This window comes from Acutalibacter sp. 1XD8-33 (genome assembly GCF_003612555.1).
In the GTDB taxonomy this organism is placed as follows: domain Bacteria; phylum Bacillota; class Clostridia; order Oscillospirales; family Acutalibacteraceae; genus Acutalibacter.
The window spans coordinates 30,708-51,194 of sequence record NZ_RAZF01000019.1 but is presented as its reverse complement, the minus strand read 5'-3'; the positions used below and the strand labels follow the sequence as shown (position 1 = coordinate 51,194).

The following is a 20,487-nucleotide window of genomic DNA, read 5'->3' as shown; positions in this document are numbered from 1 at the left end:
AAACTCATATACATCATACGGGGAGATTTTATTTTTTCAAAGTTCAAATTTCATTCTCTATAGGAATGCTTATCGTTCCAAATCTTTGTTTTTCTGCTTCCTGTCGTATTCCCCGCACCGTTCAGCGATTTCAGAATACATCTTTTCCCGCATCTCACGCTCATAGGCTCGGTATTCCTTTGCCTTTTCCGTGGGCTTGTACCAGACGCTTTTCTGGTCAGCTTCGTCCATCTGCCCATAACAATCGTCTATTTTATCCATATATTTCTGATAGATGGCACGGGCGGCAGGGGCGTCCTTTGCGTATCGGTAGCGTTCAAGGCTCTTATGCGAGCCACGCAGCTCGGCATACTCATAGAGCATACGGATAACCTCACGGTCAAGCCCTTTCTGCCCCTCGGCGGCATAGATTTCCGACAAGCCCCTACACCTCCACGAATGATACGGAGAGGTGTCATTCGAGCTGTGAGAGGACAGGTAAACGCCGTCTTTCTTTACTGTGATACGGTTGATAAGCTCGGTACTCACTTCTTACCACCGCCCGATAAAACAACATATTCCATAAAAATATCAATCCTCCTCTTATCCATGCCCCGCCTTTAGGCAGGGGCATAGCTGATTCTGTTTTGTTCCATCCTCTGTGCAAACTCCCGAACGGCGTATTTTACGCCGTCAATCTCTGCATGGGTTTCGTCCAGATAACGGCAGACGGCAAAATAATCCTCCCCGTTCCCGTAAAGCATACGGATAATGCCGCCATCGGGGACAGAGAAAAGTGCCTTTCCTACACTGTCCGTCATGCAGATTTTCCGTCCCCTGCTCATTCCGTGCCACCTACCAGAAAGGAGATGACCTTGTTCCCTTTGATGCTCTTTTGCAGCTCGTTGATGAGCGTGATGTCCGCAACCGTAATGCCTTGCATAGATAAAATATCGTCCATCGTCATGGCGGCAATGGCTTTTTCCTCGGTAAAGCCCGCTTCAAATATCTTATTTAAAACCTTAACGGCTTTCTGGTTGACTGCCATATCTAAAACCTCCTATCGTTCATGGTCTTTGTGCTTCAGGGCTTTCTGTGCCGCTTGCGGCTCTTGCGGCTTTGGCTCATAACTGTGTTCGTTCCTTTCCATACGCTCGGCAAACTCGCAGATATGGTAGAGGTTGCTGCCCACCTCGGTATGGTATTCGTCAATGAAACGGCAGGTCTTTTCCGCCTTTTCTCCCCAATCATAAGTGATGGTGATTTTCCCGCCGTCTGGGATGAGGAACAGCTCTTTATAATGGGGATCAATAAATCGGATTCCCTGTTCCGCCCTGGATATATGCTTATCAAGCCATTCTTTCACATAGCAGTAGCAGTAAAAATTGTAGTCGCCCTTTGTCGGATTGCAGCGGAGCAGGAAAGCGTGCTTGTCGGTGTCCGCACGGAAGCCGTACTCGGTACAGTAATTCCCCATAAAGGCGGCATCGGGGGATTGCCTTGCAGCCGACGACATATCACGGCGGCTGTGCAGAAGCCTCTTATCTTCACGCAGGGCGTTGATTACATCGTCAAGCTCCGCCTTAAATTCATCGGTTTTCCATTGCTCCCTCGTATCAGACCAATCGGTATGAAACTCATTCCCAGAGCCGCCAAAGCCCCCACGGAGATGACCGATACATCCCGTCTGCCCCTCAAGCTGCATACTCTGGGCATAGGTGTATTTCTGTTCGGGCTGTGTCAAAGCCCGTATCTCCATCAGCGTTCCTCCCTGCTCTTTGATTTCTTCGTTTTTTCCTGTTCCTTGATTTTTGCAAGGGCTTCTTTTGCCCAATCGGGCATTTTTTCTGGCTTGATTTCACCAAGCACATCGTACCTTTCCCATCGGGCGTGCTTGCCGTCTGCAAGGGAAGTCCCAAACACTGCCTGCCCCCTGCCGCCCCTTGCACCATGTCCGCCATCCACCAATACAAGCTGATAAGCGGAATGCCGGTACTCATAGCGGTTGACTTCGGCATTGATAACGACCACTTTTCCCACAATATTTTTATCCCTGTCATCGGGGAAACAGTCAGAAATGGTAAAGGGGGTCATATCAAATTTGAACTGTTCCTGCTCGGCTCTCACAAGCCCTATCTGCTCCTGCACCCTGTCGGTATAAATCTGCATGGCTTCCAGATAGTCATCGGAGCCGACCGCATCTGTTACCCACTCTGCGGACAGGGGATTGTCATAAGTGCAGTCGCAGACTAAAAAAGGATATTTTTCTTTTTCATCTATGCCGAACACCACTTCCTTTTTTCCGATGTGGATGCTCTGTGTGACCTCATAAGAGCTAATCATCCGTTTTTCTTCATTCTTCATCGGGCTTCTCCTTTCCCTGCTTTTTCTCCCTCTGCCAGTCTAAAATCTTTTGGATGCAGACATCGCAGAAGATAGTACGGCTGTCCTTATATCGGGGATAAGGGCAGGTCGTACAGTCATACTTTTTATTCTCACCGCTCATGCTACCGCTCACGCCCATCGTGCCGCTTCGCCTTTTTATCGGACTGTTGATTGTACGGCATCTGGCACTCTGACTGGTAGCGTTCGTTCAGCTTCTCTCTTGCGGCTTCAAGGGTATTGCAGTAGCAGCCCCAGTAATAGTTGTCGCCGCCCTTACAGTACCAGCATACATAAGGGTTCGGGGCTTTCGGGTGATGCCCGATGACAAGCTCCGTGTTCCCGATAGTGCAGCTCTCTATGATTTCATAGCCCTGATTGGAGCGTGTTTCACCGTTCATAGGCGTTCCTCCTCTCTTTTTGTTTCCCGTCCATATATTGCTGCAATTCATACTGGCAGGGGACATACAGCCTGCCGTTCTCCACGCAGCGGAAAATATCGCATTTCTTATCCGTGGATGCAGCATAAAAATCATCATAAGAATAAGGGAATTTCTGGCTTCCCCTGCCGTAATAGTCAGCGGCGAAAAAGCCAAGTTCCCTGTCCGTCTTTAATCTGCGTGTAATCTTGAAAAAATCATCTTCCCGCTTTGTGAACTGCCGCTCTGGGATAAAATGATGCCCTCCGTATTCAAAAGACTTATCCTGCATCTTTCACCTCACGATTCTTTCGCATATCTACGGTATGCCTTTTCGCCTTTGGCTCTGATTTTCTGCATCCGTACACTCCCTAAAAGCTCTGGGCATTTCTCCTGCAACTTGCGGCGTGTCCTGCCCACGCTCTCAAAGCTCGGCAATCCAAGCTCCTTATGGTTCAAAAGTATTCGGGCAAGCGGCATAGCTCCCGCATCTTTCAGATAAAGGTTGCAGAGGGCAAGGTACAGCACCATGTCGTCATTTCTAGCGTCCTCATTCTCTTGCAAGACGGCTCTGACTTTGCCCTCAATGGTTTTCAGACTGTCCATAAATTCCTCCGTTCTGTGTGTTTCTTCGCACAAACACCCTCTATAAATGGAAAGAGGGCGGTCATTCTGAACCGCCCCAATCCCATATCAAAAACCTCCTAATTTATTTCTTCCTGCGGAAATGCAGCCACGCAGCCGCACCGCCGATAAATGCCACAAGCACAATAGCAATAATGGTTTTTTCTCTCATCCTGTTTAATCCTCCTTTTTCTTTCTTCCGCTCTTATAACCGACAAATCCAAAGATTCCTGCACCGATTGTAAATGCAGCCGCAAGGCTCACCCACAAGCCGAGATTAAAGTCGTCGCCTGTTTTCGGTGTGTCACGCAGCTCGTTGTGCATGGTTACGGTTGCCGTTTCGTCTGTTTTGATTGTCACTTTCTGGTCGGCAGGCAGGATATAGCCAGAGGATGCCTTGTCGCTGACCTCGGAAATGGTGTATTCGCCGATACGCAAGCCGTCAATGACGATTTCGCCGTTCTTATCAGTGGTAAAGGTCTGGTCGTAATCTTTGCCGATGACACGGAAAGAGAAGCCCTCCACCTTGCCGTCAGAGGAAGTCTTGACGATTTTTAATGAGCCTTTCTGTGCTTCATTTAAGAAGCCTTTGCCCGCTTCGTTCTCCACGTTGTAGGTCTTGCCGTTTTCCTCAATGGATACGGGATAAACATTCTCGTCCAGAACGAAGCCTGTCGGGGCGGTTTTCTCACGGACAAGGTATTTGCCGTATCTGAGGTCGTTCATCTGGTACACGCCTTTTTCTACCTCGCCCATCTCGCCGAGCAGCTCGTCTTTCTTGTCCAGTTTTCCATCCTCGTTTGTATCAGAGTAAACCTCGAATACCGCACCCGTGAGCTTGTTGTCTGGATAGTCCTTGTCTACTTTCGTCAGAGCGATATTGCCTTTGATGAAATAGTTTACAAGTTCAATCTCCACAACCTCATCAACCTCGCCGATTGTCACACTGATTTCTTCCTCGGAGAGTACATATCCTTTCGGGCTTTCGATTTCACGGATTACCCATGTGCCATACGGAACTTCCTCAAAAGAAAAACTGCCGTCATCTTCCGATGTGGCAGTCGCAATCGCAGTTTCCTTTGTATATTCCGTTGTCCCCGTCTGGAAGATGCCGATTAACGCACCGCCTAAATCTTCGCCGTCCTCGTTGGACTTTTTGCCGCTGACAGAGCCGTAAATCAGTTCGTTTTCAATGGCTTCACCCTCATTTGCCGTGATGTTCACAACGGCTGTTTCCTGCCCTGCGTACTCAAAGTCAACAGGGTATTTCTCGTCGCTGACAAGGTAGGCGGCGTTTGTGCTGATTTCCTGCACATAATAGCTGCCCATCGGCAGGTCGCTGATAGCTTTTCCGTGACCGTTCTCGTCAAGGAAGATGACTTCTATCAATCCGTCCGCAGGAATTGTTGTGCCGTCTGCGGCGGTCAGTTCCTCGGTGGCATACAGACCGAACGTAACGTCTTTGATTTCGCCGTTATTGCCCACGCCGTATGCTTCGTCCACTTCAAGGCTCTTGATTACGTCGATTTCCACACGCTGACGCTCGTTGTAAAAATCCGTGCCTGCTTCTGTCACTTCAATTTCCTGTCCCGCATACACAAGCTCCACGGCATGGATTTCCTCACTTAACACCATACCATACGGGGCGGTCACTTCCCTTACCTCGTACTTTCCGAGATAAAGTTCCCTGCTTTCCGCTGTGCCGTCCTCGCCCGTAGTGAGCGTATCTACAACCTCGCCTTTCTCGGCTCTTACCGTTCCGTCTGTCGTAATAATGTCCTCGGCTGCGGTAATCTCATAGACCGCACCCTCCAAATTATCCACGGCAAAAATCGGCTGGTACAGCCCCTTGTTTCCTGATACCCTGCTGAATATCTCCCCAGATTTTCCTACCGTGATTTTCCCTTTCTGTGCCACGTTGGAGCGTTCCACCTTGACAATGGTGATGCCGCTTTCTTCCTCGGAATTTTCCTGCTCCACGTCAAAATAAACTGGCTCGGAGTCGAGGACATAGCCGTATGGGGCTTGCACCTCAACAAGAGAATATCCCTTGCCGTATTCCAGAGTCTGCGGCGTAATAAGCTCTCCGTCTGCGGTAGTATAGAACGTGTCAATCTTTGTCACTTCGGGATAAGTGAACGTCATCGTCACAAGCTCCCCGTTCGGGTCGTAAATCTGGAAGCCTGCGCCCGCATAGGGGATAACCTTGCCTGTTTCCACGTCTTTCTTAACGATTTTGATATAGCTCTCAAAATTGGCGTTGTTGATAAGGTAGCGGTAAGTCTGGCTGTCTTTGCAGATGAACACGTCAAAATCTTTCATCAGCTCACGCCCGTCCCATCCAGAAGTCTGATGCACAGTATAAATGCCATACGGCATATCCTTTGTCTGGGCAAAGCCGTTCTCGTCACATATCAATGTGTCACGCTCGGTTTCCTCCGCCGCATCGAAGCCGCCTGCGGATTTTAAATACACTTCAAAGACAGCCCCCTCCTCTGGCGTTTCAATCTGGGTTTCGCCGTTGTCGGTGTGCTTGATGATGGCAATATTGCCTTTGATGACCTGCTCATTCACATCATTCTTTGCGGAATTATATTCCACGGTGTAAAGCTCTGGCTCTGCCCCTACATGATGGATTGTAGTATCTAAAAGATAGCCCTCGGACGGGGTAATCTCACGGACGCTCCAATCGTTCCCGCAGATATAATATTTCGTTGTGAACTGACCGTTTTCGTCGGTGGTGTAGGTGTCCACAAGCTCCTCGCCCTTATAGATGCCATAAACCGCACCTGCAAGGGAAGCGTCGCCCTGCGGCTTCTTTCCTGTTTCCACGTCGGTCTTTAATACCGTAACATTGAACTTCTTCAAAATGTTGTGGAAGCTGCGGTTTGTAACCTTTTTCCACTCAATCGAGGCTGTCTGGGATGCAGGCACGACGTAGCGGACTGCCGTGTCCACTTCCTCAAGGGTATAAGGCGTGCTGCCGCTGATAAGGACGTTCTCAAACTTTGCCAATCCATTCTTATCGGTTATGGCATATTCATCAACTGCCAATCCGCTTAAAGAAGTGCCGTAAAGGTGGAACTTCACGCCCTCCACCAGATTATCCTCGGATGTTTTCACAACCTCAAGGCTTCCACGCTTCAAAGTGTTGCTGAACGTGACTGTAGAAGTCTTTCCGCCAATGATTGTCACTGTCTGGGTTTTCTGCGGCTCATAACGGTCAATGGACTGTTCAGTGACGGTATAAGTGCCAGGGAATAACCCCTCCACCGTGATGTTTCCGTCTTTATCTGTTTTTACGGTCTTATTGAACCCGTCGCCCTTGATGGTAAAGGAAATCCCCGCAACAACGCCGTCCTCGGAAGTCTTTTTCAGTGCGACCGTGCCTGTCGGCGTTTCCACGTTGATATACGCCGTCATGGTATCCACGTTTTCCACGCCCGTAATGACGTCCTGCAAGTTGGGGTCGCCGTAAGCAATCATCATCGCCCCGCTGCTGACCGTCGGCGTGTTGTTCCTTGTAGCAGTAATCCTTGCTTTTCCGTCAATGGCTTTCTTGGATGTGACAGTGAGCTTGTTCCCAGACTTGGACACTTTCACGTTGCTGTCGGAACTGGTAAAGGAATACTCGGAAAGGGAATTGTTCTTATCCGTCAGCGTTAAGCTGTACTTCCCGTCCTTATAGGCAAGCTCCTTTGTAATGTCTTTCTTCCCTGCCGACATGAAGCTCGGAATTGTACTGTGCCTTGTCATCAGCGACACAATCTGGTCGTAAGCCGCCACCGCCCCGCTGTTCTCATAATTAGAGCCAAAGTGCAGGCTGTAAACGGTCGTGCTTGTCTGGCTGTACGGGCTTGTGGCGTTGCGGCATCCCGTGACGAACTCCCACACAAGGGTCTGGGTGGCAAGCCACTTCTCGTCATCGCTCCCAGACAGATTCCCGCTGTTCCCCTGATACCCATAGAGCAGGGCAAGCCCCACCGCCTTTCTCTGTTCTGCGGAGAGGGCGTTCCAAGCGTTGGAAGAAGCCTTTGCCAATGTGTTCCCCGTTTTCAGCGGCACTCCTGGCTGAAGGCAGAACGCCGTTTCCCCGTCCACATACATACGGTATTTGTATTCGCCTGTCCCTCCTGCGGTATGACCGCCGATATTGGCACTGGAATTATACCTCATGGCGTTCCCTGCACCGTCGTAGGTGTGGGTAAAGCTAATCGTCCCAATGTCGCCCGCTGCAAACGCTGTTGTGGCAGGGACGGCGGACAATGCCGTGACCGCAGCAAGGGCAAACGCCGCAGCCCTTTTGAATAATTTACGAATCTTCATCGTTACCTCCTGTTCGTTCTCATGTTGATAGTTGACTTTCTGGCAGAAAAAAACCGCCCGTGTGGACAGCCTTTAATAATTCTTTTCTCGGATAGTTACTGGCAGTATCTAGGGGGTGAGGTGTGGAGAGGGGGAAAGAGAAAAAAATTTGCTGTCCCCCAAAGGGCAGACTTCTCCCCAAGTGTGCGGTTATCTTTCCTGCCCCCGCTGCCTTTGTAAGTGTCGGTTATAAAACTCCAACGCCTTTACGACAAAATCCGTTTCCTGCCCTCTGGGGATGGATTTTGGTATGAGCTTGGTTATCCGCTCGTCCTTAAAGGCAGGCTTCTCTTTCTGGTTTGGCTTATCCTCCTGCATGATGGACTGGATAACCTCGTCCGTGAGTTTTCCCTCCTGCATAAACTTTTTCATTTTGATAGCCTGTGCAAGTGAGGGGGTGGCATCGTTGTAGCCCATCGCTTCTAAAAGCGTGTACTGCTGTTCCTCGGAAAGATAGGAGATTTCCACCGCAGGACGGAAAGCAATCTGGCGTTCATCTACCATTTGCAGGATTTCGGGCACAAGCTCGGTTAAACGGATAAATCGGCGTATCTGGTCTTTACTTTCTCCAACAAGTTCGCCTAATTCTTCATCAGAACGCCCCTTTGATAAATTAGTCGCCAATGGCGACGCATTTTCTTTCGGGGGTCTGCCTGCCTGTCTTTTCATTGCTTCTAACCGCATTTTATAAGCAAAGGCTTTTTCACTCGGCAGAATAACAGAGCGTTGGAGATTACTCTCAACCATGACAATAATCGCTTCATCATGGGTCAGCTCCTTAACCTCACATTTCAGCGTTTCAAGACCTGCAAGCTCACAAGCCTTTTTCCGCCTGTGACCGCTGATAAGCTCGTACCGTCCGTCCTCTTTTTGCCGAACTGTCGCAGGGGTCATTACGCCGCTCCGACTGACACTTTCCACAAGCTGCTCCATATCCTCATTCATCAAAACCTTGAATGGGTGGTCTGGGAACTCGTCAATCTCGGAAATGGGTATTTCCCTTATCCTGCTTAGATTTGCTTCTGCACGGCTCTCGTCCGTTTCAAAGAGGTCATCGTATGCGGTCAGCTCGATTTCTGTTCTTTTGTTTCTCGCCAATCTCTGCCACCTCCTTTCCAAACTGCTCATAAGCTGCGGCTACCTTGCCGCCTTTGTCGTAGGCAAAAATGCTCTTGCCTTCTGCGGTGGCTTCTACCGCACGGATGGAATGGGGTATTTGGGCATCAAAAACTTTAATCCTCTGCCCGTAGGCACTCTTTACCGTTGCGGTAATCTCTTTAGAGATATTCGTGCGTGGCATTACCATCGTCATTAAAATACCGTCAATCCGCAGATGGGGATTGATTTGCCGTTTGACCTTAGAAACGGAGCGAAGCAACAGCTCTAAGCCTTTGGCAGAAAGATAGTGGGGCTGTGTCGGGATAACCACGCTGTCAGCAGCCGCAAGCGCATTGATTGTCAGCATACCCAAGCTCGGCATACAATCCACGAGGACAGTATCATAATTCTTTTTCACCTCATTGATGCAGGTTTTCAGCACGCTTTCACGGCTTATGGCGTTAATCAGCCTTACTTCCAGTCCCGACAGTTCAATGTTGGACGGGAGCAGGTCAACGCCCTCGTCATGGTGTAGGATGCTTCTGGAAACATCGACGGGTTTATCATCAATGATGTCCTGCATGATGGTGGAGAGCGTATCGGGCAAGTCGTCTGGTCGGCTGTAACCGAGCGACATGGTTAGATTTGCCTGTGCGTCGGCATCAATGAGCAGTACCTTTTTGCCCTGCTGTGCCAGAGTTACGCCCAGATTGACCGCCGTGGTGGTCTTTCCGACGCCGCCTTTCTGGTTGGTTAAAGCAATCACTTTGCAATTTGACATAGGGTGCGTCCTCCTTTCGCATAGATTTAGCCACTTTGTCAAGGTGGCTATGTAACAATATCAGAGAACGACAGAACGCAAAAAAGCCGCTTACTCTTAAAAATCAATAAGAATAAACGGCTCTGTGATGTGCCTTAGACATATTCAATTTTCATTCTCTTTACTGGTGCGTTTACGACCTTGAATATCAGTTCGTCAACGCAGTCTGTATATCTGCCCTGCTGTATGAGTTGGTTTTTCAGTTCTACAAGGCTATGTAATAAAATACTCCTTTCTTGGCTGTCCACATACAAATGGTTCTTCTTTTCTCTCATAAGGTATCAACCTCCTTTATAGCTTCATTATAAGCTCAAATTCATTCTTGTACAAAGCTATAAAAATACTTGATTCCTTAGTTTTATAAACATCTTCCATCTAAATACTCAATTGCTGTTGAAATTAATGTCAAGCATCTCTTATAAAAATATTCAAAGTGCCTTTTATCTTGAATATCAACCTTTGTTGTTTCATGGTGTCTAATTCTAAAATCATTTCCGAGAGATGTAAGTGCATGAAATTCTCTATCAAATAATTCCATAAACGCTTGTTGATTATTTCCCATGTCCTTTACAATCTTATTTACAGATTTCTTTTTGTCTATGGATGGGGAACAGTAATACGTTTTTAATCTTTCAAATGCATCCCAAAGTTTTTCTACTGCAATTTGCATATTATTTGCATCATAATATTTAGATGCCTCTTGCAACAATTCTTTCAATCCAGCTTCTTCCACTACTCCTAGTGAGTTTTGGGTTATTTGAACATCAAATGAATTTACTATTTTCCCATTACTAAGCTGAAACGCAATATCATTCAACTTTAGTATTGTATTAATTTGGGCTTCAAAATCATCCAACATACTATGTCTGGCAAAAAGCTCTATTGCGTCCAAAACACAAAATGGCAAATTAGAGATTATAAAATCTTGCAAATTATCAGTTTCAACATATTCCTTTTGATTATTAAAGCACTTTGGCACATAAAACTGTCTTATGTCATAAAATACATCTGCCGCTATATTGGTACTGTAATTATATCCTGTATCATCAGTTGCTTGATATTCTATATTGCATCGTTCCAAAAATTGATAAATTTGATTCCTGGCTTTTCGATTTATGGACAAAACTATCCTTTTTTCTTTTATATCTTTCTCATTCCTTTGAGAATATGGAACAAACAATGCACTTTCCTCTCGCTGAAATATTCTCCATCTATAAACCTCACGGTTAGATACTTTTTCCGCTGGATAAAGCTCATATCCATCATTTTGCAATAATTTATTGATTTCTGTTAAAAATTCTTTCCAGTAACCTTTTTCATATCTGACAGCAGGGTGGAACACTTCACATAAAAATTTTAAATATGTTTCATCATCACCATTTTGCAAATAAAATCTTTCATCTTCAAAAACCCAACAATCAGAATAATCATCGTTATTAACTGTATGTTGCCAAATATCCTGTTCTGCATTTTCATATCTTGAATCATTGCTTGGCATATCTTTCAACTTATATAACCTTTTAAGGAAGTCTAATTCTTCAAGCCTACCAAAATAGGGATACGGAACAGTTCTAGTTGCAAAAAAATCATCTATTTCCAATCCATTTTTAAATAAATCCAAAATGTCACGTTTTGTTATTTCTGTGATGCGATTCACTTTCTTTTCCTCCTCCCAAATATATCTAAGTATTTTTATATTACTACTTCTAACAAATTCTTTCAAGAAAAGCGTACCACTATCTCTAATGATACGCTTATGATTATCAGATAACTTCAAAATGCTTCAACGCATCCTTTATCGCTTCCACTTTCTCCGCTGTCGGATGTTTCCTCGGCTGTTTCAATTTCTCTACCGCATTAGGGGCATCATACATCGGCAAACCTAAATCTCGTTTTACCTCTGCGATATATGCGGTATGTACTTTGAAGCCATACTTCGCTTCTATGTACCCCTTAATCATCTTGTATGTAACTCGCTCTTTCGGCTTATACGCTTCAGCTCTCTTGGCAATATTATCAAGTGGCACTTTGCCCTCACCCTCGCCAAACTCCACTTTTACGTTGATTACGCTATCGGGTTTTTTGTGGGAAAGCATTACAACCGTCTCCACATGCGCCGTCTTGGGAAACATATCCACCGGGGTGGCTTCTTGCGGCAGATATCCCAGTCCGGCAAAAAATTTCAGGTCTCTGGCCAAAGTCGCCGGGTCACAAGAGATATACACCACGCGCCGGGGCGCGAAGCCTGCCACAATTTCTGCCAGCTTCTGCCCACAGCCTTTTCTGGGAGGATCCAGCACCACCACATCCGGTCTTTCGCCCCGCTTTGCCAGCTCCTGTGCCGCCCAGGCCGCGTCTCCACAGAGGAACTCCGCGTGTTTGATTCCGTTGTGCCGGGAATTCTCCCTCGCGTCCTCTACTGCCTGAGGCACTGCCTCCACGCCAATCAGCCGTCCTCCCGGTGGAAGCATCGACAAGCCTATCGTCCCTGTGCCACAGTAAAGATCTAACAGCAGTTCCCCCTCCCGCAGGTCTGCATACTCCGCCGCCAATTGGTATAGCCTCTCCGCCTGGGCACGGTTTACCTGATAAAAAGAGAGGGGCGAAATGAAAAACTCTCGTCCGCAGAGCCGGTCGGTAATTCCCCTTTTTCCCCAAACCGTCCGGCACTTTTTACCCAAAGCCACGTTTGTGCGCTCTCGATTGGGATCTATCACTACGCTAGAAATCCCCGGCACAGCGCCCCGAAGAGCCGCGACAAGCTCCTCCTCATGATGGAGGCCGTTGCCATTCACTACCACGCAAGCCATTACCTGGCCGGTAGCTTCTCCTCTGCGCAGGAACAGCCGCCGCATTCTCCCAACGTGACGGGTCTCTTGGTAGACAGGATCTCCCCACTGAGCTGCCCACTGACGGAAGGCCTCCATAGCCCGGTTAAATTCCTCCGGCTGAAGTCGGCATTCAGTGCAGTCTACAATCCGATGAGAGTTTCTCGCGTAAAATCCCAGCTCCATCTTCCCGTCCGAGTCTGTACCAATGGGCAACAAAGCCTTATTTCGATAGCCATCCTGGCAGGGGGAAGGGAGTATCGGTTGCATAGGCAGATCCCGAAACCCGCCAATCCGGTCCAAAGCGTCCCGGACGCGCTGAGTCTTAATTTCCAGCTCAGCTTCATAAGAGATGTGGCGGTAGCAGCAGCCGCCACACTGCGCGTAGACGGGGCAGTTGGGCTCCACACGGCAGGCGGCCGGTTCCAGCAGCTGCTCCAGCCTGCCAAACGCATAGGTTTTTCCGGCTTTAACGATCTTTACCTTCGCCAGATCGCCGGGGGCACCCAGAGGCACAAATACTGCCTCACCCTGGTGCCTCCCCACGGCCAGGCCCTCTGCGTTCATGCCAGTAAAACGAATTTCAATGATTTGGTTTTTTTGTAAAGGCATATTTCGCTCCGTTCCACCGCTCTTGACGGTCGTTTTCTCCGTTTTTCAGGCTGTCTTTTCGAAACAGAGTTGTGATTTTGTCTATTTAGAGTGCTAATCAATCAAAGGAACCGTAAAATCAGTTGACAATATTGTGAAAAAAGTATAAAAATCGAAAATATCACTATTCCATATTGATAAAAATAGGGATTTTGTCAATCCTTGTAACATTTTGTTGACTTTTCCGGGTATAGTAGTGTAAAATAAGAGCATAACAAATGAAAATTGCTTTTCTAAAAATCGGGATTACAAGTTTGCGGCAATGCCGCGATTTCAATACAACTCCTCCCCAAAAGAAGGAAAGGGACCGGTGTACCGGTCCTTTTCCTTTTTCTGAAAAAATCAGCACTTCTCATGGAAGTCCCGAATCCGGCTTTCCCAGGCCGTTTGAACCACCGACTCTAAAGCCAAAGACGGCGCCTCTGCCCCCATGGCCTTTAAAATAGACCGGGTAAAGCCGGGATTCATCAGCAATACCGGGCCCAGCAAATAGGTGGCAAACAGATTCTGCCGCCGCAGGCCCTCAAAGCCCTCTTTGGGGTTCAGACCCACACCCTTTTTCACCGGGAACAGCCCCTGGGCCTTCTCTTCCGGCCATGCCATCGTGAATTGGGATTTGAACCCGATCACCTCCTGGCCCTGCCAGTCTCCCAGGAACACGCTGTTGTGCCGGTGCATCATGTCCCTTCTGGCTCTCAGAGGCAGAAGCCCCAGACCTGGAATCTGAGAGCCGTCCTCTTGTTCGATGGAATTCCCCAACACTTCTAAGGCATTGCCCGTCAGCAAAAAAGCCGTGCCCTCTTGAATCAGCTCTTCCAGTCGCTGCCGGTAAGGCTTCAGCTTGGCGATTACCTTTTCCTGGCTGCGCTCACTCATAGGCCCCATATAGATCAAGCTGGGAGCCTCCTGAACGAAAAGGGGCTGGCCGGAAAGGGGCGTGTCCACCCGTTGGGCCTCTGGCAGGCATTTCTCCAGGTACTTTACATTAAACAAGTCCCCGAACAGATTGCAGAACTCCGGGAAAAGCACTTCAATTTTCATGCCGCTCATTTTTCTCGCCCTCCTTTTCCATAAGCTCCTTCACCCGCTCTTTGGTGCGGTTTGCCAGGGGGATGGTATACACGTCATACAGAATGAAAACCGCATCCGCTTCCTCCAGCTTCAAGGCCCCGGCAGCCGCCTCCGGATCCAACAGATGGGCCGTCCGGTCCGGCTCCGCCCCCGCCATAAGCAGGCGCAGGTACACATCCCAATGGCGGGCTCCGGCCGCAATTACCTGGGTTACCGAAGGATCGGTCAGAAACTCAAAATCCGCGTCATATAGCCAGGAAATATTCTCCACCGTATGGGCCGCGTCGAAGTAGTCGTCTAAAAAGAGGATGGCAGCTTTCCTGCCCGGATAGTCCCGAATGTTCTGAAACGCCCGAGAGCAGGCCACCGGGTTCTGCCCCTTGGCCAAGTGGAGAATCACTTTCCGGCCCCCGGCCTCCTCCTCCAAGTATCTCGTCCCGCTGATGGCCGTACGCTCCATAGCGCCGGCTATTTCCCCCGGCTCCAGCCCAAACTCTCGAAGCAGGGCCACCGCAGAGAGCGCGTTATAGACATTGATCGTGCTGGTATTGGGCAAGGGGAAAGAGAAAGCCTGTCCGCCTGCCTCCACCTGCATGGCTCCGTTGGCCAGGGAGACGGCCCGGTAATCACCCTGGGGGGAACCAAACCCGCACTGGGGACACCTGGCTCGGCCGATGTGGTGATACCGCCGGAGCTCCCATTCCAGCAAAGCGCCGCACTGGGGGCATACCCGCACATCCTGAACAATATTTTCGCCGCCGGAACGCTCTCCGGGCTGAGGGTCCAGGGAAAAATAGGCTCTGGGATTTCCCGGCTTCAGGCTGGCGCACATCAGGTCGTCGGCGTTGAGCACCAGCTTCACCCCGTCTGGCACATAACGGTTGAGAATGTCTACAATAAACTCCGGATGCGCGTTGCGCTTGTAGGAATCCCGAAAAATATTGGTGACCAGCAGCAGGTCCGGCTTGATATAGGGCATCGTCAGGTTGGAGCTGCGCTCGTCCAGCTCAAACACCGCCAGCTCCTTTTTCGGCTTACCCAGCAGCGTGGATTCGGCAATCAAGGCCGAGGCCACGCCGGTGTCCACATTGGAGCCGTTTTTATTGCAGACAAACTGGCGGCCGCACTGCTCCAGCACATCCTCCACCATGTTTGCCACAGTGGTTTTGCCATTGGTACCGGTGATGCCTACCACGGTTTTTGGGCGAGGCATCCGGCCCAAGAAATCTTTACACAGAAAAATCGCCACGCCGCCGGGCAGGTTTGTTCCCTTACGGCCCAGAAGGCGTAGGCAGGCCATAGTCAGCTTTGAGGCCAGCAGGGCTAGATAGAAGAGGAAATTCTTTTTCATGGGAGCGGTACTTCCTTTTGCGATAATTTTTGTATTGGGCATGGCTTGGCCTTCAACAGGGGGGGAATGCCGCCCCACACTCCACCAGGGGCGCATACTCCCGAAAACTTCTTGCCCTTATTCTACCAAAAATCTCCGGAACTTTCAACCGCTATCTTGACCTTTGGGCAAATTTGGAATAAAATAGAGGAAAACCACAAGAATTTTACAGGAGGTATTCCCAATGAACCATTTACCCGTGGCCGTGCAGGTCTATTCCGTTCGGGACGACGCGGCCAGAGATTTTTCCGGCACTATGAAAAAGATCAAAGAAATCGGCTATGACGGCGTAGAACTGGCCGGTCTTTATGGTCTGACTCCAAAAGAAGTGAAAGAGGCCATTGCCAGCGCCGGGCTGGAGGCTGTTTCAGCCCATGTTCCTTTCCAGGAGCTGGTGGCGGACATGGAGGGCGTGGTAAGCCAGTATGAGGAAATCGGCGTCAAGTATATCGCCATCCCCTACCTGATGGAAGAGGACCGCCCCGGCGGGGAAAAGTTCGACGGGAACGTAAAGCTCTTTGAAGAGATCTCCAAAGTGTGCAAGGCCCACGGCATCCAGACCCTCTATCATAACCACGACTTTGAATTCATAAAGATGCCAGATGGCCGGTATGCCCTGGACTACATCTATGACACCATTTCCGCCGACCTGCTTCAGACGGAGATCGACACCTGCTGGGTAAACGTGGCGGGAGAGAATCCGGCGGAATATGTGAAGAAATATACCGGCCGGGCTCCGGTGGTCCATCTAAAGGACTTCTATAAGGAAGGCAAGCCTGGAAACATGTACCAGCTTATTGGCACAGACGTTGAAGAGCAGGAGAACAAAGGCTACTTTGAGTTCCGCCCTGTGGGCAGCGGGATGCAGGACTTCCCCTCCATTCTGGAGGCTTCCCTGGAAGCCGGCGCCAAATGGGTTGTGGTAGAACAGGACCAGTCTGTCGGCCGCACGCCCATGGAAGCCATCACGATGAGCCGGGAGTACCTGAAGTCTCTCGGCTGGTAAAATCGCCAAGTGTATTTTCTGTAGAAAAAGCGGTTGGGAGGGATTCCCAGCCGCTTTTTTCCGCTATTTTAAAGCCGTACCGATAGGCGTTTATATTCCCCTTTTCGGCAAATTCAGCCGGGAAGCAGTGTTGTGAAAACTTGCCAACCGCCAGATTGCTGCTCCCAACTGTATTTGCCCGAAAATCGTATAGTTAAGGCAGTTCAAAAGAGGTATATCTCTTTTGAACCAGGCGGCGTAGCAACTGCTGTGCCGCCTAGCTTGAAAATCGGTATATACCGATTTTCAAGTGTGTTTACTATAACACAAATCCTATCGGTACAGCTTCTTAGTTTTTGCCGTCACCGTGGAGGATTTCTCGAAGCAGTTCCTGGGTATCAAAGTTCTCCGGCTGTTTCGCAGGCGGGGAAGCTGGGCGGCGCTGGGGCGCAGCCGCGCGATATGCCCCCTGCTGGAAATTCTGCGGTGGCGGCGTATTCCGCGCCGGCCTAGAGACTACGGGAGGCTGGGCCATCTCCTCCGGCAGGGAGAACTCCTCCGTGTACAGGGAAACCCGGCCGGACACAGCAGAGGGCTGGGCTTCGCCCCTAGGCGCGGGGGCAACTGGCAGAGGCTGAAACTCCTCTGTATACATGGAGGCTGGAACAGGGGCAACCGGCTCTGGAGAGGCCCCGGCCCCAGCCTGCTGAACAGGCATAGCCTGGGGCAGCTGGAACTCCTCAGTATACAGGCTTCCATTCACAGGCACGGCAAGCTCCTCTGGTTCCGGCCGGTGAAGGGAGGGCTGGAGGCCGCTTTCATATCCCTCCGCGTAACGGCCATAGTCCTCGCCCTCATACTCTTGGGGACTCTCCCCGGCATTTCCATAAACCGCCTGGGGTCTGGGCCGAACTGGGCGCCGGGTTTCCGCCTGCTGGATCTCCTGGAAGATTTCCTCCCGCTCGTCGCTCCTTCTGCCCCGGATAATGAACACCGTCAGCACCAGCAGTCCCAAAACGCCCGTGCCAACACAGGCGCTGCCGCTATAGAACAGCACCACGGACATAGAATTGTTCTTCTGGGTCAGCTTGGCAAACGTGATATACCGGGGACCTGTGTCCGCCGGCTCTTCCTGATCCGGGCTGCCGCTGGGTCTTGGGGTAACCTGGGTTCTGGGAAAAAGCGGCTGGCGGATGGTTCCCCCCGTACCGCCTCCTGGGGGCCGGGAAGTGGGAGAAGGGTCGCTGGGCTCCTGATAACCGCCCGCGTTTCCACCCTCAGGCTCAGAACCGCTGGGTTCGTCCGTAGGCTCTGGGGTAGGGGTTTCATCGTCTGGACCGGGTGTGGGCTCATCTGTGGGCGGGGGTGTAGGTTCGTCCGTGGGCGGCGGCGTGGATGTGGGCTCGTCCGTGGGAGGAGGTGTGGGCTCGTCCGTGGGAGGAGGTGTGGGCTCGTCTGTAGGCGGAGGTGTGGGGGCGTCACTGGGCGGCGGGGTGGGGTCCTCCGGCGGGGACGTGGGGTCCCCCTCCCCATCGCCACTGGGCTCCACATCCGCAAAGGACGAGCCAAAGCCGTCCCCTTCGTCAGCCACGGCTGGAACGCAGATCAGCAAGGCCAGAGCTATGGTGAATAGGGTTAATAAAATGTGCTTTTTCTTCATAACAGCCTCCCGTTCAACGAATATATCCGGTATTCAGGTCCGGGTCCTTTTCTCCGCCTATTTTTGGTTTGCGGCAACCCTCTCTTTCAGCTCCTCTTCAGAGAGCGGCTTCCCCTGCACAATTGTCTGCACCTGATAGGACGCTGTCAGTGCGGCTCCTCGCTCTCTAGGGGAAATCTCCAGGGTGAAGTCGGTCATGCCCCCCACAGCCCAGGTTTCCGCATAGCGCTCTCCTTGCAGCCCGTTCTTCTCTATGGACTCCAAGGCTTCCGAAAGCCTGTTTCCCAGACCCGGATAGGTGCTGGGGTCTCCGTACTTCTCCACGGCCTGGGTATACAATTCTGAAAGGGCTTTCACCGCGTCCCCTTCCTCCAGAGAATCCACGGCAAGCATGACGCCATACAGCCCGTTGACATTTCCGGTAGAGACCAGCAATTCCTGCTGGAAAGAAATCCCGGCCGCCTTTCTGGGCGTGTGAATCGAGAGCGCGCCGCGCAGGCTCTTGTCTCGCTCTACCTCCTTCAGTCCCAGTTTCTGAATGGCCTGGTTGATTTCCTGAAGATAGCAGCTCTCATAACGGGCGATCTCCTCATCGCTTAAAAGGCCGGAGGCGGCGGGTTTTCCGCAGGCCGCAAGGCCCGCCAGCAAGCAGAACGCCAACAGAACAAAAAATAATTTTTTCATCACAAACGCCTCCCTCAAAGGGTTCGAACCGGAATATCAGAACTCGCCGATTTTCTCCCGGACATACCGCTCCAGGCCCTCAATAGGCACCCGCTCCTGGGCCATGCTGTCCCGCTCCCGCACGGTGACGCAGTTGTCGGCAGGCCTCTCGCTGTCGCCCACGGTTTCAAAGTCCACGGTAACGCACAGCGGCGTGCCGATCTCATCCTGACGGCGGTAACGTTTGCCAATGGAACCGGTCTCATCGAAATCAGCCATCACATGGCCGGAGAGGGCATCGTACACCTCCAGAGCCTTGGGGCTCAGCTTCTTGGACAAAGGCAGCACCGCCGCCTTGTAGGGGGCGATGGCCGGGCTCAGCCGCAGTACCACCCGGCTGTCGTTTTTCGCCTCGTCCAGCATCTCCACATCGTATGCCTCGCAGAGCAGGGCCAGCACCGTGCGGTCCAGGCCATAGGTGGATTCAATGATATAGGGGATAAATTTCTCGTTGGTTTCCGGGTCCAGATAGTCCATCTTCTGGCCACTGTACTCCTGGTGGCGGGTGAGGTCAAAGTCTGTGCGGTTGTGGGTGCCGTTGATCTCCCCCCAGCCGAAGGGGAACAGGTACTCAATATCACAGGCGGCCTTGGCGTAGTGGGCCAGTTTCTCATGGTCATGGAAACGGAGCTTTTCGGCGGGCAGGCCCAGATCCTGATAATACTTCATACCGTAGTTTTTAAAATACTCATAGAGCTCCTCGTCGCTGCCCGCCTTGCAGAAGGTCTGAAACTCCATTTGCTCAAACTCAATGGTGCGGAAGGTGAAGTTGCCGGGGGTGATCTCGTTGCGGAAGGCCTTGCCGATCTGCCCGATGGAGAAGGGTAGCTTGGCCCGCATCGCGCGCTGGACGTTCAAAAAATTCACATACTCGCCCTGGGCGTTTTCCGGCCGCAGGTAGATCACCGACTTGTTATCGTTGGTGACGCCCCGAAAGGTCTGGAACATCAAGTTGAACTCCCGGATATCGGTAAAATTGTGCTTGCCGCAGTTGGGGCAGGGGATGCTGTGATCCTTGATATACTGGAACATCTCCTCTTTCGTCATGCCGTCGGCGTGGGCCTCGGGGTCAAAGGCGTCAATCAGATTGTCCGCCCGGTGGCGCATCTTACACTCTTTGCAGTCCAGAAGAGGGTCAGAAAAGCTCTGCACATGGCCGCTGGCCTCCCATACCCTGGGGTGCATCAGAATGTCCGCGTCCACCTCGAAGGAGTTGCGGCGCTCTTGAATGAAGCGCTTGCGCCAGGTATCCTTCACATTGTTTTTCAGCCTCGCGCCCAGAGGGCCATAGTCCCAAGTGTTGGCAAGACCCCCATATATGTCGCTGCCCGGGAAGATAAATCCCCGGGTCTTGCATAGGCCGGTAATCATATCCATTGTCTTTTCGCTGTGCTGCATGTTCCATACGTCCTTTCTATGCTTTTACATACTGACATTTTACCAAATCCCGCGGGGATTTGCAAGAAAAACGTGCGGTTTTGTGTTTCCATCC

21 protein-coding genes are annotated in these 20,487 nt (G+C 50.8%); 1 reads left to right on the top strand and 20 read right to left on the bottom strand.

What is annotated here, in order from left to right; genetic code table 11:
- Window positions 1-69: 69 nt before the first annotated feature.
- From D7X94_RS12260 to D7X94_RS12185, 17 genes are all read right to left on the bottom strand, one after another.
- Window positions 70-528: a hypothetical protein gene (locus D7X94_RS12260; protein WP_120427981.1), complete on the bottom strand. Its 459-nt coding sequence runs from the start codon at window positions 526-528 to the stop codon at window positions 70-72.
- A gap of 71 nt (window positions 529-599) precedes the next feature.
- The gene (locus tag D7X94_RS12255; RefSeq protein WP_120427980.1) at window positions 600-824 is read right to left on the bottom strand and encodes a hypothetical protein; all 225 of its coding nucleotides are present in this window, start codon (window positions 822-824) and stop codon (window positions 600-602) included.
- Window positions 821-1,027, bottom strand: a complete 207-nt coding sequence (locus tag D7X94_RS12250; protein WP_120427979.1) for a hypothetical protein — start codon at window positions 1,025-1,027, stop codon at window positions 821-823. The genes D7X94_RS12255 and D7X94_RS12250 overlap by 4 nt, the downstream gene beginning before the upstream one ends.
- 12 nt (window positions 1,028-1,039) lie before the next feature.
- A complete protein-coding gene (locus tag D7X94_RS12245) occupies window positions 1,040-1,738 on the bottom strand; it encodes a hypothetical protein (RefSeq protein ID WP_120427978.1) in 699 nt (232 codons plus the stop codon).
- Window positions 1,738-2,343, bottom strand: coding sequence for a hypothetical protein (locus tag D7X94_RS12240; RefSeq protein WP_120427977.1), 606 nt, complete (start codon window positions 2,341-2,343; stop codon window positions 1,738-1,740). Before D7X94_RS12240 ends, D7X94_RS12245 begins: the two co-directional genes overlap by 1 nt.
- The gene (locus D7X94_RS18810; RefSeq protein WP_199715109.1) at window positions 2,333-2,485 is read right to left on the bottom strand and encodes a hypothetical protein; all 153 of its coding nucleotides are present in this window, start codon (window positions 2,483-2,485) and stop codon (window positions 2,333-2,335) included. Before D7X94_RS18810 ends, D7X94_RS12240 begins: the two co-directional genes overlap by 11 nt.
- 1 nt (window position 2,486) lies before the next feature.
- The gene (locus D7X94_RS12235) at window positions 2,487-2,762 is read right to left on the bottom strand and encodes a hypothetical protein (RefSeq protein WP_120427976.1); all 276 of its coding nucleotides are present in this window, start codon (window positions 2,760-2,762) and stop codon (window positions 2,487-2,489) included.
- Window positions 2,752-3,072: a hypothetical protein gene (locus tag D7X94_RS12230; protein WP_120427975.1), complete on the bottom strand. Its 321-nt coding sequence runs from the start codon at window positions 3,070-3,072 to the stop codon at window positions 2,752-2,754. Before D7X94_RS12230 ends, D7X94_RS12235 begins: the two co-directional genes overlap by 11 nt.
- A gap of 8 nt (window positions 3,073-3,080) precedes the next feature.
- Complete coding sequence (locus D7X94_RS12225) at window positions 3,081-3,386, bottom strand: hypothetical protein (RefSeq protein ID WP_120427974.1); 306 nt, start codon at window positions 3,384-3,386, stop codon at window positions 3,081-3,083.
- A gap of 195 nt (window positions 3,387-3,581) precedes the next feature.
- Complete coding sequence (locus D7X94_RS12220; RefSeq protein ID WP_120427973.1) at window positions 3,582-7,730, bottom strand: SpaA isopeptide-forming pilin-related protein; 4,149 nt, start codon at window positions 7,728-7,730, stop codon at window positions 3,582-3,584.
- Window positions 7,731-7,919: 189 nt separating this feature from the next.
- Window positions 7,920-8,897 carry a ParB/RepB/Spo0J family partition protein gene (locus D7X94_RS12215; RefSeq protein WP_424959995.1) on the bottom strand — a complete coding sequence of 326 codons (978 nt, stop codon included), beginning with the start codon at window positions 8,895-8,897 and terminating at the stop codon, window positions 7,920-7,922.
- Window positions 8,821-9,648, bottom strand: coding sequence for a ParA family protein (locus D7X94_RS12210; RefSeq protein WP_120427971.1), 828 nt, complete (start codon window positions 9,646-9,648; stop codon window positions 8,821-8,823). The genes D7X94_RS12215 and D7X94_RS12210 overlap by 77 nt, the downstream gene beginning before the upstream one ends.
- A 134-nt stretch (window positions 9,649-9,782) precedes the next feature.
- The gene (locus D7X94_RS12205; RefSeq protein WP_120408590.1) at window positions 9,783-9,962 is read right to left on the bottom strand and encodes a hypothetical protein; all 180 of its coding nucleotides are present in this window, start codon (window positions 9,960-9,962) and stop codon (window positions 9,783-9,785) included.
- A gap of 83 nt (window positions 9,963-10,045) precedes the next feature.
- Complete coding sequence (locus tag D7X94_RS12200) at window positions 10,046-11,344, bottom strand: hypothetical protein (RefSeq protein WP_120427983.1); 1,299 nt, start codon at window positions 11,342-11,344, stop codon at window positions 10,046-10,048.
- Between the two features lie 106 nt (window positions 11,345-11,450).
- Complete coding sequence (gene rlmD, locus D7X94_RS12195) at window positions 11,451-13,127, bottom strand: 23S rRNA (uracil(1939)-C(5))-methyltransferase RlmD (RefSeq protein ID WP_120427970.1); 1,677 nt, start codon at window positions 13,125-13,127, stop codon at window positions 11,451-11,453.
- 381 nt (window positions 13,128-13,508) lie between these two features.
- Entirely contained in the window at window positions 13,509-14,216 is a 708-nt protein-coding gene (locus D7X94_RS12190; protein WP_120427969.1) for a hypothetical protein, read from the bottom strand.
- A complete protein-coding gene (locus D7X94_RS12185; protein WP_158591015.1) occupies window positions 14,197-15,588 on the bottom strand; it encodes a Mur ligase family protein in 1,392 nt (463 codons plus the stop codon). Before D7X94_RS12185 ends, D7X94_RS12190 begins: the two co-directional genes overlap by 20 nt.
- Before the next feature lie 223 nt (window positions 15,589-15,811).
- On the opposite strand from D7X94_RS12185, the gene D7X94_RS12180 reads away from it, so the two are divergent.
- Complete coding sequence (locus D7X94_RS12180) at window positions 15,812-16,633, top strand: sugar phosphate isomerase/epimerase family protein (RefSeq protein ID WP_243111301.1); 822 nt, start codon at window positions 15,812-15,814, stop codon at window positions 16,631-16,633.
- 328 nt (window positions 16,634-16,961) lie between these two features.
- Here the strand turns inward: D7X94_RS12180 and D7X94_RS18805 are convergent, their stop codons facing one another.
- Genes D7X94_RS18805 through D7X94_RS12165 form a run of 3 tightly spaced genes read right to left on the bottom strand, consistent with a single transcriptional unit; the run spans window position 16,962 to window position 20,393 of the window.
- The gene (locus D7X94_RS18805; protein ID WP_199715107.1) at window positions 16,962-18,272 is read right to left on the bottom strand and encodes a hypothetical protein; all 1,311 of its coding nucleotides are present in this window, start codon (window positions 18,270-18,272) and stop codon (window positions 16,962-16,964) included.
- A 57-nt stretch (window positions 18,273-18,329) separates the two neighbouring features.
- Window positions 18,330-18,956 carry a hypothetical protein gene (locus D7X94_RS12170; RefSeq protein WP_120427967.1) on the bottom strand — a complete coding sequence of 209 codons (627 nt, stop codon included), beginning with the start codon at window positions 18,954-18,956 and terminating at the stop codon, window positions 18,330-18,332.
- A 36-nt stretch (window positions 18,957-18,992) separates the two neighbouring features.
- Window positions 18,993-20,393 (bottom strand): glycine--tRNA ligase, encoded by a 1,401-nt coding sequence (locus D7X94_RS12165; protein ID WP_120427966.1) that lies wholly within the window; start codon window positions 20,391-20,393, stop codon window positions 18,993-18,995.
- Between the last annotated feature and the right edge of the window lie 94 nt (window positions 20,394-20,487).

What these genes read in the sequence shown, in the direction of transcription:
- D7X94_RS12230 (WP_120427975.1), bottom strand. Translation starts at nt 3,072, where the DNA reads ATGCAGGATAAGTCTTTTGAATACGGAGGGCATCATTTTATCCCAGAG.
- rlmD (WP_120427970.1), bottom strand. Translation starts at nt 13,127, where the DNA reads ATGCCTTTACAAAAAAACCAAATCATTGAAATTCGTTTTACTGGCATG.
- D7X94_RS12180 (WP_243111301.1), top strand. Translation starts at nt 15,812, where the DNA reads ATGAACCATTTACCCGTGGCCGTGCAGGTCTATTCCGTTCGGGACGAC.
- D7X94_RS12255 (WP_120427980.1), bottom strand. Translation starts at nt 824, where the DNA reads ATGAGCAGGGGACGGAAAATCTGCATGACGGACAGTGTAGGAAAGGCA.
- D7X94_RS12245 (WP_120427978.1), bottom strand. Translation starts at nt 1,738, where the DNA reads ATGGAGATACGGGCTTTGACACAGCCCGAACAGAAATACACCTATGCC.
- D7X94_RS18805 (WP_199715107.1), bottom strand. Translation starts at nt 18,272, where the DNA reads ATGAAGAAAAAGCACATTTTATTAACCCTATTCACCATAGCTCTGGCC.
- D7X94_RS12225 (WP_120427974.1), bottom strand. Translation starts at nt 3,386, where the DNA reads ATGGACAGTCTGAAAACCATTGAGGGCAAAGTCAGAGCCGTCTTGCAA.
- D7X94_RS12205 (WP_120408590.1), bottom strand. Translation starts at nt 9,962, where the DNA reads ATGAGAGAAAAGAAGAACCATTTGTATGTGGACAGCCAAGAAAGGAGT.
- D7X94_RS12185 (WP_158591015.1), bottom strand. Translation starts at nt 15,588, where the DNA reads ATGAAAAAGAATTTCCTCTTCTATCTAGCCCTGCTGGCCTCAAAGCTG.
- D7X94_RS12235 (WP_120427976.1), bottom strand. Translation starts at nt 2,762, where the DNA reads ATGAACGGTGAAACACGCTCCAATCAGGGCTATGAAATCATAGAGAGC.
- D7X94_RS18810 (WP_199715109.1), bottom strand. Translation starts at nt 2,485, where the DNA reads ATGAGCGGTGAGAATAAAAAGTATGACTGTACGACCTGCCCTTATCCC.
- D7X94_RS12240 (WP_120427977.1), bottom strand. Translation starts at nt 2,343, where the DNA reads ATGAAGAATGAAGAAAAACGGATGATTAGCTCTTATGAGGTCACACAG.
- D7X94_RS12220 (WP_120427973.1), bottom strand. Translation starts at nt 7,730, where the DNA reads ATGAAGATTCGTAAATTATTCAAAAGGGCTGCGGCGTTTGCCCTTGCT.
- D7X94_RS12170 (WP_120427967.1), bottom strand. Translation starts at nt 18,956, where the DNA reads ATGAAAAAATTATTTTTTGTTCTGTTGGCGTTCTGCTTGCTGGCGGGC.
- D7X94_RS12190 (WP_120427969.1), bottom strand. Translation starts at nt 14,216, where the DNA reads ATGAGCGGCATGAAAATTGAAGTGCTTTTCCCGGAGTTCTGCAATCTG.
- D7X94_RS12210 (WP_120427971.1), bottom strand. Translation starts at nt 9,648, where the DNA reads ATGTCAAATTGCAAAGTGATTGCTTTAACCAACCAGAAAGGCGGCGTC.
- D7X94_RS12165 (WP_120427966.1), bottom strand. Translation starts at nt 20,393, where the DNA reads ATGCAGCACAGCGAAAAGACAATGGATATGATTACCGGCCTATGCAAG.
- D7X94_RS12215 (WP_424959995.1), bottom strand. Translation starts at nt 8,897, where the DNA reads ATGAGCAGTTTGGAAAGGAGGTGGCAGAGATTGGCGAGAAACAAAAGA.
- D7X94_RS12250 (WP_120427979.1), bottom strand. Translation starts at nt 1,027, where the DNA reads ATGGCAGTCAACCAGAAAGCCGTTAAGGTTTTAAATAAGATATTTGAA.